General features: G+C 34.3%; 17 protein-coding genes. 14 read left to right on the forward strand and 3 right to left on the reverse strand.

Translation table 11 applies throughout. The annotated features are described in order from the left end of the window. The first annotated feature begins 66 nt into the window (after positions 1 to 66). On the forward strand, positions 67 to 1,164 hold the full coding sequence (locus MYP_RS04805; RefSeq protein ID WP_045459410.1) for a DegT/DnrJ/EryC1/StrS family aminotransferase: 1,098 nt from the start codon (positions 67 to 69) through the stop codon (positions 1,162 to 1,164). Positions 1,165 to 1,174: 10 nt separating this feature from the next. On the opposite strand, the gene MYP_RS04810 is transcribed toward MYP_RS04805, so the two are convergent. Genes MYP_RS04810 through MYP_RS04820 form a run of 3 tightly spaced genes read right to left on the reverse strand, consistent with a single transcriptional unit; the run spans position 1,175 to position 3,925 of the window. Further along, positions 1,175 to 2,212 carry a Gfo/Idh/MocA family protein gene (locus MYP_RS04810; protein WP_045459411.1) on the reverse strand — a complete coding sequence of 346 codons (1,038 nt, stop codon included), beginning with the start codon at positions 2,210 to 2,212 and terminating at the stop codon, positions 1,175 to 1,177. 7 nt (positions 2,213 to 2,219) lie between these two features. After that, positions 2,220 to 2,798, reverse strand: coding sequence for an acyltransferase (locus MYP_RS04815; protein WP_045459413.1), 579 nt, complete (start codon positions 2,796 to 2,798; stop codon positions 2,220 to 2,222). 5 nt (positions 2,799 to 2,803) lie between these two features. Beyond that, positions 2,804 to 3,925, reverse strand: a complete 1,122-nt coding sequence (locus MYP_RS04820; RefSeq protein ID WP_045459415.1) for a DegT/DnrJ/EryC1/StrS family aminotransferase — start codon at positions 3,923 to 3,925, stop codon at positions 2,804 to 2,806. Between the two features lie 199 nt (positions 3,926 to 4,124). Between MYP_RS04820 and MYP_RS04825 the strand changes: the two genes are divergently transcribed. Genes MYP_RS04825 through MYP_RS04885 form a run of 13 tightly spaced genes read left to right on the forward strand, consistent with a single transcriptional unit; the run spans position 4,125 to position 17,259 of the window. Next, positions 4,125 to 4,904: a 2OG-Fe(II) oxygenase gene (locus tag MYP_RS04825; RefSeq protein WP_045459417.1), complete on the forward strand. Its 780-nt coding sequence runs from the start codon at positions 4,125 to 4,127 to the stop codon at positions 4,902 to 4,904. Positions 4,905 to 4,906: 2 nt separating this feature from the next. After that, the gene (locus tag MYP_RS04830) at positions 4,907 to 6,058 is read left to right on the forward strand and encodes an acyltransferase family protein (protein WP_197060012.1); all 1,152 of its coding nucleotides are present in this window, start codon (positions 4,907 to 4,909) and stop codon (positions 6,056 to 6,058) included. Positions 6,059 to 6,062: 4 nt separating this feature from the next. After that, the gene (locus MYP_RS04835; protein WP_045459421.1) at positions 6,063 to 6,908 is read left to right on the forward strand and encodes an ABC transporter permease; all 846 of its coding nucleotides are present in this window, start codon (positions 6,063 to 6,065) and stop codon (positions 6,906 to 6,908) included. A gap of 5 nt (positions 6,909 to 6,913) precedes the next feature. Beyond that, positions 6,914 to 8,164 carry an ABC transporter ATP-binding protein gene (locus MYP_RS04840; protein ID WP_045459423.1) on the forward strand — a complete coding sequence of 417 codons (1,251 nt, stop codon included), beginning with the start codon at positions 6,914 to 6,916 and terminating at the stop codon, positions 8,162 to 8,164. 44 nt (positions 8,165 to 8,208) lie between these two features. Next, the gene (locus MYP_RS04845) at positions 8,209 to 8,943 is read left to right on the forward strand and encodes a DUF268 domain-containing protein (protein ID WP_052430020.1); all 735 of its coding nucleotides are present in this window, start codon (positions 8,209 to 8,211) and stop codon (positions 8,941 to 8,943) included. Beyond that, positions 8,940 to 9,824, forward strand: a complete 885-nt coding sequence (locus MYP_RS04850; RefSeq protein WP_045459427.1) for an alpha-1,2-fucosyltransferase — start codon at positions 8,940 to 8,942, stop codon at positions 9,822 to 9,824. The genes MYP_RS04845 and MYP_RS04850 overlap by 4 nt, the downstream gene beginning before the upstream one ends. Before the next feature lie 5 nt (positions 9,825 to 9,829). After that, complete coding sequence (locus MYP_RS04855; protein ID WP_081990401.1) at positions 9,830 to 10,846, forward strand: glycosyltransferase family 2 protein; 1,017 nt, start codon at positions 9,830 to 9,832, stop codon at positions 10,844 to 10,846. Further along, entirely contained in the window at positions 10,843 to 11,790 is a 948-nt protein-coding gene (locus MYP_RS24735; protein WP_052429953.1) for a glycosyltransferase family 2 protein, read from the forward strand. Before MYP_RS04855 ends, MYP_RS24735 begins: the two co-directional genes overlap by 4 nt. Next, positions 11,787 to 12,782, forward strand: coding sequence for a glycosyltransferase family 2 protein (locus MYP_RS04865; RefSeq protein WP_045459430.1), 996 nt, complete (start codon positions 11,787 to 11,789; stop codon positions 12,780 to 12,782). Before MYP_RS24735 ends, MYP_RS04865 begins: the two co-directional genes overlap by 4 nt. Further along, complete coding sequence (locus tag MYP_RS24740) at positions 12,782 to 13,798, forward strand: glycosyltransferase family 2 protein (protein ID WP_052429954.1); 1,017 nt, start codon at positions 12,782 to 12,784, stop codon at positions 13,796 to 13,798. Before MYP_RS04865 ends, MYP_RS24740 begins: the two co-directional genes overlap by 1 nt. Further along, positions 13,795 to 14,955, forward strand: a complete 1,161-nt coding sequence (locus MYP_RS04875; protein WP_045459432.1) for a glycosyltransferase family 61 protein — start codon at positions 13,795 to 13,797, stop codon at positions 14,953 to 14,955. The genes MYP_RS24740 and MYP_RS04875 overlap by 4 nt, the downstream gene beginning before the upstream one ends. Then, positions 14,942 to 16,162, forward strand: coding sequence for a glycosyltransferase (locus tag MYP_RS04880; RefSeq protein WP_045459434.1), 1,221 nt, complete (start codon positions 14,942 to 14,944; stop codon positions 16,160 to 16,162). Before MYP_RS04875 ends, MYP_RS04880 begins: the two co-directional genes overlap by 14 nt. Then, entirely contained in the window at positions 16,129 to 17,259 is a 1,131-nt protein-coding gene (locus MYP_RS04885; protein ID WP_045459436.1) for a glycosyltransferase family 4 protein, read from the forward strand. Before MYP_RS04880 ends, MYP_RS04885 begins: the two co-directional genes overlap by 34 nt. The last annotated feature ends 10 nt before the right edge of the window (positions 17,260 to 17,269 follow it).

Below are 17,269 nucleotides of genomic sequence, written 5' to 3' on the forward strand. Positions count from 1 at the left end.
GTCCAGGCAGCGTTTATTCTTCTGATATTTTTTATAATCATAAATCCATCTCAGTATCAAATATAAATGGACTTCATCCCTTTCCTTGATTTAAGCAGGCAATATCAAAAAATAAAGCAAGAACTGCTTAAGGCAAGTGAAGAGGTTTTTGAAGCTTCAGCATTTTCACTTGGATCCAGGGTTGAAAGATTCGAGAAACAGTTTGCTTCTTTTTGTCAGGTAAAACATGCTGTAGGTGTTGATAATGGTACATCAGCAATTGTTCTAGCGCTGAAGGCGTCAGGGATTAGTGAAAATGATGAAGTCTTAGTCCCTGCGAATTCATTTATAGCGACTGCTGCTGCCGTTTCCAACATTGGTGGAGTGCCTGTATTTGTAGACTGTACCCCAGACACATGGCAGATAAGTCCTGATGATGCAATGAGGAAAATTACTTCAAAGACAAAAGCGATTATCGGGGTGCATCTTTATGGAGCACCATTTGATGTCAACAGTATTTTGAAAATTGCCGAGGAAAACAATCTTATAGTCATCGAGGACTGTGCTCAGGCACAAGGTGCAACATACAACGGAGTGTCTGTAGGCAATTTCGGTAAAGCAGGTACCTTTAGTTTCTATCCTGTAAAAAACCTTGGTGCATATGGTGAAGCAGGAGCTCTGGTGACGAATGATGAAGAGGTTTCTGAAAGAGTAAGAAGACTAAGAAATCATGGCAGTATAGAAAAATATGTGCATGAAGAAATCGGTTTTAACATGAGGATGGATGCGCTTCAGGCAGCATTTTTATCAGTAAAATTAAATCACCTGGATGAATGGAATTTAAGAAGAAGGGAGATTGCGGCATTTTATAAAAGTGCAATCTGGAATCCTAAGCTTAATTTTCAGTATGTACCTGAAAATTGCCATTCAGTATATCATCTATATGTAGTAACTACTAAGGATAGAGATGGTTTCCGGGAATATTTAAATCAACACAAGATTGGAAGTGGGCTTCACTATCCAATACCTTGTCATCTTCAGAAAGCTTTCTCTTCTTTAGGTTATTTAAAAGGAGATCTGCCAAATTCAGAATATTTAGCAGAACATTGTCTTTCTCTCCCAATGTTTCCTGAGCTAAGGCAGTCAGAGATCGAGTATATTGCAGAGGTGATTAATAACTATTAAGATTGTTATTTTAGAAAGGCAGTAAATGTTTTTTACCGGCTTTAATCATTCTTTCAATCATATCAACAACCTGTAACCCTTCTTCAGCAGTAGTGGTAGCGTGGCCTCTGCCTTTTAATGTATCCACCACATTTTCTATAATGAAATGGTGATTTGCAGCAGAACCCTTGTAGGAACCATAATCATTAGGAGGGTTTGATGGTGCAAGTTCAGGCATATTATAACCTTTGATGTTGCAGTAAACCACTTCATTCATATATTGTCCGCCTACTTTTACTGTACCTTTTTCACCGATTATAGTAATACTGCTTTCAAGGTTTTTTTCATAAACGGAGGTGGTAAAATTAAAAGAACCTGTTCCTTCTCTCACAAAGTCAAAGTTGATATATCCGGAGTCTTCGAATTCTGTAAGACCATTATGTGAAAAATTATGAAAAGTAGAACGGATATTTTTGATGTCGCCGAAAAGCCAGAACATCATATCTATAAAGTGAGAAAATTGAGTGAATAGTGTTCCTCCATCAAGTTTTTTCGTCCCTTTCCAGGTGTGTTTATGGTAATAACGTTCATCTCTGTTCCAGAAGCAATTGATTTGCACCATGTATATTTTGCCAAGGCGATTTTCTTCCATGATATTTTTCAACCATACAGAGGGTGGACTATATCTGTTCTGCATGACACAGAATACCTGCTTGTTCATCCTCCTGCTTTCTAGGATCACCTCGCGGCATTTTTCAGAAGAAATGTCCATAGGCTTTTCTATTACTACAGATTTATTTGCCTGAAGAGCAATTAATGCCTGATCTGCATGAAGTGCATTAGGAGTGCAGATATTAATTACACGGGATTCCGGATGATTTTTTAAGAGAGCATTTATAGAGTTATAAAAAGGAAGACGACTAAAGCCGACCAGATCTAATTTTTCTTTAGGTTTTATATCGCAAAGGGCGACAACTTCAGCCTCAGGATGTTGCTCAATCATTGCAGCATGTCTTTTACCAATATGCCCGCAACCTACGATTGCAAATTTTATCGTTTCTTCCTTCACTATAATATTAACTAATTCTCTTAACTGTACTGTTTTTTAACTCGTATTGTTGTCCGCTTTCTTTGCAAACAGCAATTCCGGCATCATTAAACTGTAATTTATGGCCGTATTCACTCATCCAGCCCTTATGCCTACCTGGGTTTCCTGTAATCAGGGCAAAAGGCTGAACTGATTTTGTCACAACTGCACCTGCTCCGATAAAGGCAAATTCTCCTATTGTGATACCACAGATAATAGTTGCATTGGCACCAATCGTTGCACCTCTTTTAACAAGAGTCTTTTGGTATTCGCTTTTCCTGACAATAGCGCTTCTAGGATTTATTACGTTAGTAAAAACCATTGAAGGGCCCAGAAAAACATCATCTTCACATTCCACACCTGTAAATACGGACACATTATTCTGAACTTTTACATTATTGCCGAGAATTGTCCCTGGAGATATAACAACGTTTTGACCCAGCGAACAATTGTCCCCGATCTTGGAATTGGGCATAATATGACAGAAATGCCAGATTTTAGTGCCTTCACCAATAATACAACCAGGGTCTACAACTGCAGTTTCGTGTACAAAATATTTCTCAGACATAAAAATCAGGCTTTGAAGAACGCCAGTAATTTATTTGCAATATAAGATAATTCCTCGGTATTAAGATCCGGATGCATAGGAAGAGAAAGTACCTCCTCTGACAGCTGTTCGGCCACTGGAAAATCTCCTTTTTTGTATCCTAAATACGAATAAGCTTTCTGAAGGTGAAGGGGAACCGGATAATATATCATAGAAGGAATTCCATTTTCTTCAAGAAACTTCTTCAGGTCATTCCTTTTTTTCTTAATTCTTAATGTATATTGATGAAAAACATGGGTGGTTCCTGAAGAAATGACTGGAGTGACAATTTCTTCAATACCTACTAATTTTTCATTATAGAATTCTGCCGCTTTTTGTCTTTTTGAAATATCTTCGGTGAGATATTTCAACTTTACAGACAAAACTGCAGCCTGAAGTGTATCCAATCTTGAATTTACCCCGATGATCTCATGTTGATATTTCTGAGCCTGTCCATGATTAGCTATCATTTTGATTTTTTGAGCAAGGTTATTATCAGAAGTGAAGATTGCCCCTCCATCGCCGAAGCACCCTAAAACTTTAGATGGAAAAAAGGAAGTGGTACTGATTTCTCCAACAGAACCGGTTTTGATTTTTTTGTGATTTAAATTGTGTTCAGAACCAAAGGACTGGGCATTATCTTCTATAATTTTGATTCCTGCTTTTTCAGAAAGTTTTTTTATTGGTTCCATATTACATGCCTGACCAAACAGGTGAACCGGAATAATAGCTTTAGTCTGCGAAGTAATCAGTGATTGAATTTTTTCCGAATCTAAGTTAAATGAAGTCGGATCAGAATCTATAAGCACAGGCTTTAATTTCAATAGTGCCGCAGCTTCCAGAGGCGCAACATAGCTGAATGCAGGGATAATAATTTCAGCATTTTCCTGCAGTTCACAAGCCATCAAAGCGATCTGAAGTGCATCAGTACCATTTCCACAACTGATGCAGAAAGGAATATTTATAAATTTAGAAAGTTCAGATTCAAAAGCTCTTACCTCTGGTCCCTGAATGAAATTGGTAGCAGAGATAGTATTCTGAATAGATCTATCAATTTCATCTTTATACCTTAAGTACTGTCGTTCCAGGTCGACAAGTTTAATTTGCATAAAATAATGCTCCGGTTTTTCTGTTATTCCCCTAACTGTCCTCTCACAATCCTATTAATCGCGTTGGATTTTATTCTTTTTTTAAGAAAGAAAGAGTAATTTGTAAAGTTATCGAAAAGAATGATAATACAGATCCTAAATATTTGAACTCCGTTTAATCTAAAAAATGAGCAGAGTTTAAATTTAATAAATCTCTGAAATGAAATATATTGATATAGAAGGCATTAAGGGTGTGGCAAATGAGCTGAAAGAAAAATTCAGAGCACAAAAGCCATTTAAATATGTTGTTTTTGAAAATTTTTTTCTTGCGGAAAAAGCTGAGGAAATATATCAGAGTTATCCAACTATAAAAGAAGGGAAGTGGGATGGTACTACTTACATTGATCAAAAGAATAAGTTTCAAAAGACTGATTTTGAAAAAAATAGCACTTTTGACAAGGTCTTCAGAGAGCTCAATTCTGCCGAATTTCTTAAATCCATAGAAAATATCACAGGACTTGAGGGGTTGAAAGGTGATGATGAATTATTTGGCGGCGGACTGCATCAGTCAGTTAAGGGGGCATTTTTAAATGTCCATGTTGATTACAATATTCATCCAAAAACGAAGTATCACCGAAGACTTAATATTATCATTTACTTAAATAAAGATTGGAAAGATGAATATGAGGGGCACCTGGAACTTTGGGACTTTACTGAAGGCAATAAGATTTTACTGGACAGGATTGCTCCGACGTTTAACAGATGTGTAATATTCGAAACCAATGAAATTTCTTATCATGGTCATCCAAAGAAATTAAATACTCCTGAAGGTGTTAACCGGAAATCACTCGCTGCATACTATTATACAGAGACAAGGCCGGAAGTTGAAATAGCTGAGGAGCATAATACTGTATATATAAATACTGAAGGAGTAACAGGTTCTTTGAAAAGATTCAGGTCTGGAATTAAAGCTCTGATTGAAAGAATAAGAAGTAAATAGATTTGACAAATTTGTCTATAAAATCTTCCGAAAATTTAAGTAATCTCCATATTCTGAGAGGACTTACTGCTTTGTATGTTTTGATCTATCATGCAAAGTTTATCCTTTGGTGTGGGGGAAACGAATATATAAAGGCATACCCTATGCATAATTGGGGTATCGGGGATTATCTTGTATTTGCCTCTGATATATTCAGTAGTGCAGGATTTGAGATGGTTTTGGTCTTTTTTGTTTTGTCGGGTTTTTTTATTGCTAAAAGTTTTAATAAGAAAAGGTGGTCCCTTAGAGACTTTTATCTTAAGAGAATAGCTAGAATTTATCCACCTTACCTATTTTCATTATTATTTTCGGTCATTGTAATATTGCTGATAGGTCAAATAAATGCTGATTTATATTCCCTTGATATTCCTTTTGAAAGGAATCAAAGGTTAAAGGTCGCATACGAAAATCTGAATTTCAAATCAATAGCATATTCATTATTCTTCATATCTACCAAAGAGTATATAGGAATGAATATAGTTTATTGGTCCCTGTTAATTGAAGTTGTTTTTTATATAATAATACCTTTTGTCATTGTCAGACCAGTAATATACTTTATTTTGTCTCTCATTTGTGCAATCTTTATGAGATATACACCATTGGCTTATTTTACTTTTCTTTCTGAATATAGTATATACTTTGCTTTAGGGGTTTTAATTTTTAAATACAAAGACATAAGTGTTGTGACTATTATAGAAAAGTCTAAATATATATTTCTGATACTTATAATAACATTAATTTTTTCAGTGGTCATATTAAGTGCTTTGAAACTGAAATACTATAGTTCATTTACAGCTGCATTGTTAAGTCTGTTTTCGATTTTCTTTTTGTTGAAAGTTCAACTTCATGAAGGTTGGGTTTTAAAGAGACTTAAATTTCTTGGAGAGATAAGTTATAGTCTATATTTATTTCATTTTCCTGTGCTTCTATTAATATATGCATTGTTAACAAAATATACAGGATCATATAATTTTTATTCAAGAGTATATTGGGTTTCAATTCCTATAGCCTTATTGGTCGCTTATTGTTGTTATGGGTTCATAGAGAAAAGATCAAAGCTAATGATCGATGTTTTTAGAAATAGACGAAGTTTGAGAATGGAGATCGAAGAATAATAAGATGGAATCAACGAATTATCATAGTGATATTGAGTATGAAATAAAACCAGCTGGAAAGCTGGATTTAAATTTCAAGGAGCTTTGGCAGTATAAAGAGCTTTTTTATTTTTTCACATGGCGAGACATAAAGGTAAAGTACAAACAAGCCTATTTAGGAATACTTTGGGTTGTTCTTCAGCCATTGTTTATGATGATGGTCTTCTCCTTTTTCTTTGGGAAGGTATTACGAGTTCCTTCAGATGGAATACCATATCCCATATTTGTTTATTCAGGAATGATGTTTTGGAATATTTTCTCCTCTGGGCTATCAAGCTCCGGAGATTGTTTAGTTTCCAATGCTAATATCATTAAGAAGATATATTTCCCCCGGCTTGTAATCCCTATTTCTGTAATTTTTGTTTCTGTATTCGATTTTATAATCACCTTTGCGTTATTTATTGGGCTTATTCTGTTTCTTCAAATCAAGATCGATTATTTAAAATTTATAGAGCTATTTCCTTTGGCTTTTTTAATTACAATTGTGACCACATTTGGCTTGGGGACTCTATTGTCTGCTTTAAATGTAAAGTACAGGGATTTTAAATATATTATTCCTTTTCTAATTCAGGCAACCTTGTTTATAACTCCCGTTATTTATCCTATTTCAGTATTGCCATTCCCATGGATAAAATATGTTTTGGCACTAAACCCATTAACGGGAGCGATTGCCTTAAGCAGAGCGGCAATTGCAGGAAATGTAATTGATTGGAATATTATAATGATTAGTGTAGTAACTTCTTTGCTACTTTTAGTTGCAGGCCTTTTAGTTTTTAAACGAACGGAGGCATATTTTGCTGATTTGGCTTAAATACTATGAAACCAATACTTGAAATAAATAATATATCCAAAAAATATTATATAAACGATGATGGTGGTGCTCCATATCTCTCCTTGAGGGATACTATATCAGCCTATTTTAAAGGAAGCAATAAGAAAGTATCCAAAGAGGAATTTTGGGCGTTAAAGGATGTCTCTTTTACTGTAAACCCTGGTGAAAGCATTGGAATTATAGGAAGGAATGGAGCTGGTAAATCAACTTTACTAAAAATACTGTCTAAAATTACACCCCCAACTAATGGAAAAATACTTTCCAGAGGGAGAATTGCGAGTCTCCTTGAAGTCGGCACAGGCTTTCATGCAGAGCTCACAGGTAGAGAAAATATATTTTTAAATGGGTCAATCTTGGGACTTAAAAAACATGAGATCTTAAAGCAGTTTGACTCAATCGTTGAATTCAGCGGAATAGAAAAGTTTCTTGATACACAGCTAAAACATTATAGCAGTGGTATGCAACTTCGCTTAGCTTTTGCAGTTGCAGCACATTTGGAGCCAGAAATATTGATAATAGATGAAGTGCTGGCTGTTGGTGATGCGACATTTCAGAAGAAGTGTATGGGAAAGATGGGAGAGGTAAGCAAAAGCGGTAGAACTATATTATTTGTAAGCCATAATTTAAACGCTGTTGAGGAAATTTGTAATAAAGCTATTCTTCTTCAAAATGGACAGTTAAAAGCAGTAGACAGTGTTCCTAATATTGTAAGAAATTATTTGTCAAACAATGAAGAGATTAATTCATGTTGGGTAAATAAAGATAAAAAAGCATTTATAAATCCCTATTTTACTCCAACTTCTATTAAAATTGTAGATGAAGATTTTCAACTGATTTCAGGAGAAGTGCCTGCGGATAAAAAAGTGGGAGTCATGATTTCAGGAGAGGTAAATGAATTTAATAATTTGCTTACTGTAGGGTTTTGTGTAACAACTCTGAGCGGTACGGTCATTTATTGGGCTTACCAGACAGATGTAGCGGAAGAATCATGGCCCAAAATGCAAAAAGGAGAAAATCGATTTGTGGCTTGGTTGCCTACAAATTTTATTAACGAAGGAGATTACTATATTGAATTAATTGCTAGTATTCATTTTTCCCATTGGATTTGTGAACCACAAAAAAATTCTCCTTCTGTCAGATTATCAATTAGGGGAGGGTTGAGCAAGTCACCATATTGGATGATGGCCCGGCCGGGGCTTATGGCACCAATCATTAAGTTTGAATCATTACCTTAATAGCAAATCTTTTCTGAAATTTGGACTGATGTATTATGATAAATATGTTGAAGAGTATAGTAAAAAAACTATTGAGGATCGAAAAAAGAAAAGCATATAAACAATTTGACATCTTTAATGAAAAGATTGTCAACAGCCGATTTGAGATAAGAAAAGAGGATATTTATTTTTTCAGTGAAGGCACTTCGAAAACTGATTTTGACAGGCACTACGTATATCATACCGCCTGGGCAGCGCGAATGCTTGCAAAGACCAATCCTTCAAAGCATATAGATATATCGTCTTCCTTATACTTTTCAGCAATTGCTTCATCATTTGTTCCTATTGAGTTTTACGATTACCGCCCTGCAGACATTCATCTGCCAAATCTGAAATCAGCTTTTGGGGATTTACAGAAATTGCCCTTTCCTTCAGAATCAGTTCAATCTCTATCTTGCATGCATGTGATAGAACATATCGGTTTAGGTAGGTACGGAGATCTAATGGATTATGATGGCGATTTAAAGGCAATTAAAGAACTGATAAGAGTTCTGGCACCTGCAGGAAATTTGTTTTTTGTAACACCCATCGGACATAAAGCAAGAATAGTTTTCAATGCTCATAGAATTTATACTAAAGAACAAATTGTAAATTATTTTGATGAACTTGAATTAGAGGAATTCTCCTTGATCTCAGAGCATTGGGAAGATGGAGGTATAGTTATCAATCCTAATAAAGCTTTGATCGAACGTCAGAGTTATGGATGTGGTTGTTTTTGGTTTAAAAAAGGAGTGAAATGATAATTGTCCGGTTAATAGGAGGATTGGGTAATCAAATGTTTCAATATGCTGCTGCAAAGGGACTTGCAGAGATGAAAAAAGTACCACTAAAACTCGATATCACCGACTTTCTTACCCACTATAACTTGCGTAATTTCGAACTCGATAAATTTAATATTTCTTCAGAGGTTGCGCTGGAGAAAGAGATGCTCTATTATAAGTGCAACAGTAAGAGCTATCCCTTTAATCTGTATCTAAAAGTTTTAAAGAAGATTAAAGGAGTAAAATATCAAATGGAACCGCATTTTCATTATTGGGATGAAATAAAAGGTTTGCCTAAATCTTCTTATTTGGAAGGGTATTGGCAATCGGAAAAATATTTTTCAGGAATAGAGAATATTATTAGAGAAGAATTTACTTTAAAAGAAGGGCTTTCGGAAGAAAGAATAGGCCTTTTGAAAGAAATTAGTAATTCTAATTCTGTTAGCATCCATGTCAGAAGAGGAGACTATATATCTAATCCTGAAGCAAATAAAGTTCATGGAATTTGTAGCACAAATTATTATATAAATGCCTGCAACTATATAATAAGAAATATAAACGCCCCAAAGTTTTATGTTTTTTCTGACGACATTGAATATGTTAAAAAATCAGGAATATTTGGCCGTCTAAATGATGTCTTTTTTGTGAAAGCTCTTGAAAATGAAAAACGTAATGATGTAGAAGAAATGTTTTTGATGAGTTCTTGCGCTCACAATATAATTGCTAACAGCAGCTTTAGTTGGTGGGGAGCCTGGTTAAATGGAAATGCAGAAAAGATTGTAATTGCACCAAAAGTTTGGTTTGCTGATAGTACGATTAATACAAAGGATATTATTCCGGAAAGATGGATTAAATTGTAATAGGGATGGTTAAAGTTTCTGTTTTAATGGCAGCGTATAATTCAGCTAAATTTATTGGAGAAGCTATAGAAAGCATCTTAACACAATCATTTAAATCCTTCGAATTGATAATTGTAAATGACGGTTCTACAGATTTAACAGAAGGCGTCATTCAAAGATATTTACATGATGAACGTATAAGATACCATAAAAATGATCATAATAAGGGCTTGGTTTATACCAGAAACAGACTGCTTGAATTAGCCTCTGCAGAATACATTGCAATAATGGACAGTGATGATATTGCTCATCAGGAAAGACTCTTAAGGCAATATAAATATTTATTAAATAATCCTTCTGTTGGTATAGTTGGATCCTGGGTTCAACCTGTTGATGAGAATGGACAGCTAATAGGTATGCCCTGGTGTTCTTATGATAACCCTGAAGGTGTTTATTGCTCATTATTATTCCAAAATTTCTTTGCAAATTCTTCGGTTCTAATGAAGAAAGCTTCTATACCAAAGGAAGGATATAGGGAAGAATATCCTCCAGCAGAAGATTTTGACTTGTGGTCAAGAATGCTAAAGCAAACTAAAGGATACAACTTACCTGAAACGTTAGTTTACTACAGGATTCATAATGACAACACTTCACTTGTTAATGAATGCCTCACAAGGTCCAATGCTCAAAAGGTAATTAAAAATCAATTGGCTGAGCTGGGCATTTTTCCAGATCAGAGCGGGCTAGAACTACATATGGCTATTGCAAAGTTTGAACCTAATGAAATAAAAGAAAATAGAATATTTGAAATAAAGACCTGGTTGGAATACTTATATGAAACCAATAAGGTTGTTAGGAAATATGATGATAATGCTTTTTTAAATGTACTTGGTAAATATTGGTTTAGGGTTTGTGAGACCAGAAAAGCCCCATCCCTTGGTACCTATTTTAAATCAGGGATTTTAAGGTCCAAATATGACCCAGGATTTAAGAACTATTTCAAATTTCTAATTAAAGAAATAAAAATGTTGAAGTGGAGATGAATAACCCTGTTATATCAGTAATAATTCCTTGCTTCAACTACGGTCAATATCTGACGGAAGCAGTAGAATCTGTCTTGATACAGTCAGAAACGAATTGGGAGTGCATAATTGTAAATGATGGGTCTACAGATTTAACAGAGGAGATCGCGATACATTTAACTGAAATTGATCAAAGGATAAAATATTTTGCTCAGACTAATAAGGGGCCGTCAGCCGCTAGAAATTTGGGTTTATCAAAGGCTTCTGGAAAGTATATTCAGTTTCTTGATGCGGATGATATATTAAGTAAGGATAAATTGAGACATCATGCAGATATTTTAAATAAGCATGAGGAAATAGACTTGGTCTATGGAGATGTAAAAGTCTTTCATACATCTATAAAAGAGAATGGTGTAAGGGATTTTAAATACTTTACCAGACAACTAAGTGGGAATAAAATGACCATAATTAAAGAGCTTGTTATGGATTCAATGTTTTTGATCAATACAGCTTTTTTTAGAAAATCACTACTTGAAAAAGCTGGTGATTTTCATAATTATATAACCAGACACGAAGACTGGCATTTATGGCTACGTTGTGCAATGAAAGGAGCTTATTATTATTACGACAGCAAAGAGTCTGGTAGGGTTTGGGTAAGGGCACATGAAGATAGCCTAACTGGAGATAGAAAGAAAATGTGGGAGGAGAAGATAAAAGCTCGCAAAGATTTGAATGTTTTTGTTGAAACGAACAAGAATGATATAGATTCGACACTAAAGGAATATTTTGAAAGAAAAAATACTTATTTACTTCTAGTTGACTCATATAAATGTGAGCTTCTTTATGGAAGTCTGATTACTGGATTTTATCTATGCTTCAAGTCCATATTGATTTCTGGAAAAGCTTATCACCATCTGTATGAAGCTTTACACTGGGTTAAAGAAAGGTATCAAAGAACAGCATGAACAAGCTCGTTTCAGTTATCATTCCAGCATATAACTCGGCCTTATGGATACGGGATGCAATTGAGTGTATAATTTCTCAATCGTATCAGTTTATTGAAATAATAATTGTTGATGATGGTTCTTCAGATAATACTTCAGATATTGTCAGACCATATATATCAGATAAAGTAATATACTATTTCCAGGAAAATAAGGGAGCATCTGCTGCAAGGAACAAAGGGATTGAATTAGCCTCTGGTTATTTTATACAATTTTTAGACGCAGATGATATCCTGGATAGGCAGAAAATAAAGGAGCAGGTAGATGCTTATGAAAGAGCAAGCGATAGAGATTCAATTATTTCATCGTCTTGGTATACTTTTTCTGTAAACATAAATGCAGCAATAGAAAGAAGGAACTCTATATGGAAGGATTTTATTCCTGCACGAGGTTTTTTGATTGAAGCTTGGAGCAAAGGATTGTGGATGCCAATTTTTTCATGGCTAATACCTAAACATTTAATTGAAAAATCAGGGTATTGGGATGAACGTATATCCTTCCAGGATGATGGAGAGTTTTTTTCAAGGGTAGTCTTAAGCAGCAGCAGAGTATTATTTTGCGATAAAGCTAAAGGATATTATAGAACTGGAATCACGGGATCTTTAAGCTCCCAATTAGATAGAAAGGCAGCAATGTCGCACTTTTTAGTTTGCCAGCTATATGAAGAAAATTTGTTAAAATATAGCAATGATGAAGAGGCCAGAGAGGCTGTAGCTTCCAACTTTAAAAATTTTGTTTATTTCCATTATCCCAACTATACGGATCTTATCACGAAGGCAGAGGTTAGAGTAAATGAACTGGGCGGAAGCTCTGTTAAACCTCAAGGAACACACTTGTTTAAATTAATCTATAGTTTCCTCGGTTGGAAGATTGCCAGAAGGATAGAAAAATTCTATTATGGTAAAGGATTAAATTATTCTTCATTTAAAAGCAAAATATTGGGAAAAATTTGATGAAAGAATTGGTTTCAGTGATATTGCCGGTGTATAATTCAGAAAAGTATGTGAAGGAAGCCATACAAAGCATCCTTAATCAAACATACAGGTGTCTTGAATTGATAATTATCGATGATTATTCTACTGATAAGAGTTTGCAGGTAATTGAGTCTATTGAAGATTCTAGAATCAAAATTATAAGAAATTCCAGAAATGTGGGAAGAGCAGGATGCGACAATCTTGGATTAGTCTTTGCCAATGGACGATATATCGCAAAAATGGATTCTGATGATATTGCACATCCTATGAGACTCAGCAAGCAGATTGAATTTCTTTTCCAAAATAAGAATGTCAATACAGTAGGTTGTTTTATGCAGAATTTTGGGTATAGTAACTATCTCAATAAATATCCTGCAACTGTACAAGAAAATAAGGCATATACTTTATTTGGCCTTCCCTGTGGTAATCCATCACTAACATTTAAAAGGGAAGTTTTTGATGGCGGACATAAATATAATGAGCATTTAAGGCAAACGGAAGATTATGATTTTTTTGCAAGATATTATGATGTTTTAAATGTATGCAATATACAAGAACCGTTAATGTTTTATAGAACTTATCCTGAAGATAAAAGAAAGGAGATATTATCTGATAGGTTTGAGACAGCTATGCGCGTTAGAAAGGAGTTTTTGTTGAGCATTGGTTTGCCGTTTGATAAAGAAGAACTGCAGATCCATCACTGCTTATATCATTACCAGCTTCCTGCCAATAATATCTATTTGCAAAATGTTGAAAAGTGGTTAAAGAAATTGGAATCTTTTAATAATCAGAAGTTAATTTTTGACCCTAAAGCGTTAACAAGTGTCCTCGCAAGAAAATATTTTGAGTTTTGTTATCTTCACACATTTCCTTATTTAAAAAGTTTCCGAGCTTTTCAGCACTCTGATTACAGTAGAATATTGAATCCTGAGTTATCTCTGAAAATTAAATTCATAATGAAAGGGGTGATGAATTTTAATAAATACAATCAATGAGTTTTGTAAAAAGAATATTGAAGAAGTTATTTCCAATAGTTTTTCTAAAAGAATGTTTTCTTTGGTATAATAAAATAAAGTTAAGAACTCTTGATGCATTGTTTTATCCTCATTATAAAATATCAGAAGATTCTTTTTTGAGAGATTTTTATTTGATTCCTGTCCAGGAATATAAAATATCTTTAATAAAAGAATTGTCATCGTCCGTTACTCCCTATTTTAAATTTTGGGAATTGTGGAAAGATCATGAGTACATTGTGCATTTACAGAAACCTTGCGTTATTGAACCTGCAACAGGCTGGGCTTTTGTTGAAGGAAATAAACTGGTGTCAGAATCCTTAGGCCTTGGGCATGCGCCTCATGTTAGGAAACCTGGCTTATTTAGTTTTTTTATAAAGAAAAGAAGAACGACAAAGTTTTCTAAGATTGTTTCCCTGAGAGATACAGGTGAGGATAATTATTTTCACTTTTATAATGATGTCATAGGCAAAATTTTCTTTCTGAAGAATGAGGGGATTGATTTGAATGACTATACTTTTATAGTGCATGAAAAGCTTTGGGAAAAGAATTATTTTCAAAGTATTTATAATTCTTCGACTTTTCTAAAAAGCCTTAAATGGCATGTACAGAAAGATGATTTTGTAGAAGCTAATGAAAGCATTTTTTGCAAACCATTGACACATAAGCCAGAGATTTTCCAAGAAATAAGTTCACAGGTTTTAAGGGAATTTAGTCAAGCTGGCAGAAGGATATATTTAAAGAGAAGCAGGAGCCGATTGAGGTTTGTTGAGAATGAGGAGGAAATTGAAAATGTGTTAATAAACCTTGGTTTTCAAGTGGTAGATGCAGCTTTGCTGAATCTTGAAGAACAGGTCCGCTTATTTTCTTCTGTCAGATTTCTGGTGGCAATTCATGGAGCAGGGTTAACGAATATATTCTTTAGACAAGGACAACCATTGAGTATGCTTGAGATATTTCCATATCCGGAGAATGGCTGTCTACCCTTTCATTACATTATGCTTGCTCAGCAAAATAAATTCAGGTATAATGCAATGATTGGTGAAAGATCTTCTAGAAATTTTTCCGGAGGTTTCAACGTTAATCCTGTTAAGTTAAAGGAAGAAGTAATACGAATTTTAGAATATGATGAAACCTAGAGTTATTATGGTTATACCATATTTGGGATTTGGAGGAGCTCAAAAGGTATTTTACAATCTTAGTAAGGAGTTAAAAAGGAATTATAACATCATTGAATGCGGGTTCAATGAAACGGATGGCTATGCTTATCCCTCAGGAAATAAACTGATATATTTAAATGTGTATGGAGCAAATACTTTTTGGGGGAAATTAGTGAATTTTATAAAGCGCTGTCATAGATTGAGACGTGTTAAAGAAAAGTTACAACCAATAGTAACTATAAGCCATCTTGAAGGAGCAGATTATATAAATGTATTGTCAGGAAATACCGGAAAAAAGATCCTTTGTGTTCACGGTACTAAGAATCATGATGAAAAAATAAAAGGAGTTTTAGGGTTCTTTCGAAAGAAAATTTTTATTCCTATTTTATACAATAGAGCTGATAAAATAGTGGCAGTAAGCGCTGAAATTAAGAGGGAGCTTTGCAAGGATTATAAACTTGACCAAAATAAAATAGAAGTTATATACAATTGGTTTAATCAGGCTGAGATCAATGAATTGACTAATGAACCTCTTGAAGATGAGCATAGAAGTCTTTTTGATAGAAAATGTATAATACTCTCTGGAAGGTTTGATATTCAAAAGAATTTTATTCTTTTTCTCAAAGTAGTAAAGGAAGTTTCGAAAGATAATAATTGTAGATTTATTTTTTTGGGTGATGGGACATTAAGAAATCAGATGATTGAAACATCAAAGGAACTCGGATTATCTTACTTCTCAAAATGGGGGGCAAATGCCTCCTATAGAGATGCCTCTGTCATCTTTCTTGGATACCAAAGGAATCCTTTTAAGTTTTTAAAAAAGGCAAATCTCTTTGTATTGCCATCGAATTGGGAGGGATTTCCATTAGCTTTGGGTGAGGCGATGTGTTGTGGACTCCCTGTTATGTCATCTAATTGTCCTACTGGTCCTTCAGAAATGTTGGATTATTTAAACGGAAAAGGAAAAATCGAGAGCCCTTTGTATACGAGTTATGGCGTTCTTATGCCTTTGCTAAGAAATGAAACCTCGTGTATCAGCTTATGGAGCAAGGAGATAACAAATGTTATAAATAATAAGGAATTATTGAGTAAGTATTCCGAAGCATCTAGGCAGCGCATGCAATCTTACGATAAGGATAAAATAATTAAACAATGGGAATACCTGATAAAAGAACTATCATCGTAGTTGAAAATTGTCTGGGTTATACCGGTGCTTTTAAAGCAATTTTACAGGTTGTAGAAAATTTAAGTGATCAATATCGTTTTGTTTTTGTATTAACCCAAGGATCTAGTGTTGGTGAGATTTTAAGGCAAAAGGGAATCTTTGTATATCATTTGCCATTTTTCCCATTGCAGAGAAAAATCAAAAGTATTATACTTTATATTCCTAAACTGATTTCGAACAGTCTCCGGTTACGGGCAATTGTTAAAAAAGAGAAAGCTGTAGTTATACATGCAAATGATATCTATAATTTATCCCCCCTGTTAGTTAAATTATCATTGCCTGGGATAAAACTTGTAACTCACATTAGGATACTGCAGAATTCCTTTCCTAAAGTAATTTATAAAACCTGGGTTGGTTTGGCTGAACTATGCTCAGATGTAATAATTGGTGTTTCGAAAGCCTCTTTACAGCCCTTTTCTCCTTCTAAAAGGCTAACTCTAATTCATGATGGTATTTCACGGGATGAAGCTTATAATTATAGTTATGAGCCAGAGCCTTTAAATTACAATTTGCTTTACCTTGCAAATTATATACAAGGGAAAGGTCATGAGTTAGCTATTGAAACTTTTGCGCTGGTGTTGAAAGAAAAACCAAATGCCAGATTGACGTTTGTAGGAGATACATTTGGCTTACCTAATAATGAATTGTATAAAAAAGTTTTAATTGATAAAGCCAGGGATCTGAAAATTGAAAGTTCAGTAATATTTAAAAGCTTTACAAATGATATTGAAAAGGAGTTTAAGGAAAGTCATGTATTTTTAAATTTATCCGAAGCAGAATCGTTTTCGTTTACTTGTCTTGAAGCACTTTATTATGGCGTCCCGTGTATTGCCACAGCTTCCGGAGGCCCCCAGGAGATCCTTGATAATGGTACTTATGGTATTTTAATTTATGAACGGAACAAACACAAAGTTGCAAACGAAATTTTAAAACTCTTGAATAATCCAGATCAACGATTGTTATTCAGCAATAGGGGAAGATTGTACGTTAGAAAAGTATTTTCCCCTCAAAGTACATCATATAAGGTAAATGCAATTTATTCAAGGTTAATTTCGTAACACAACATCT

The sequence above is a fragment of the Sporocytophaga myxococcoides genome, assembly GCF_000775915.1.
GTDB classification, from domain to species: domain Bacteria; phylum Bacteroidota; class Bacteroidia; order Cytophagales; family Cytophagaceae; genus Sporocytophaga; species Sporocytophaga myxococcoides_A.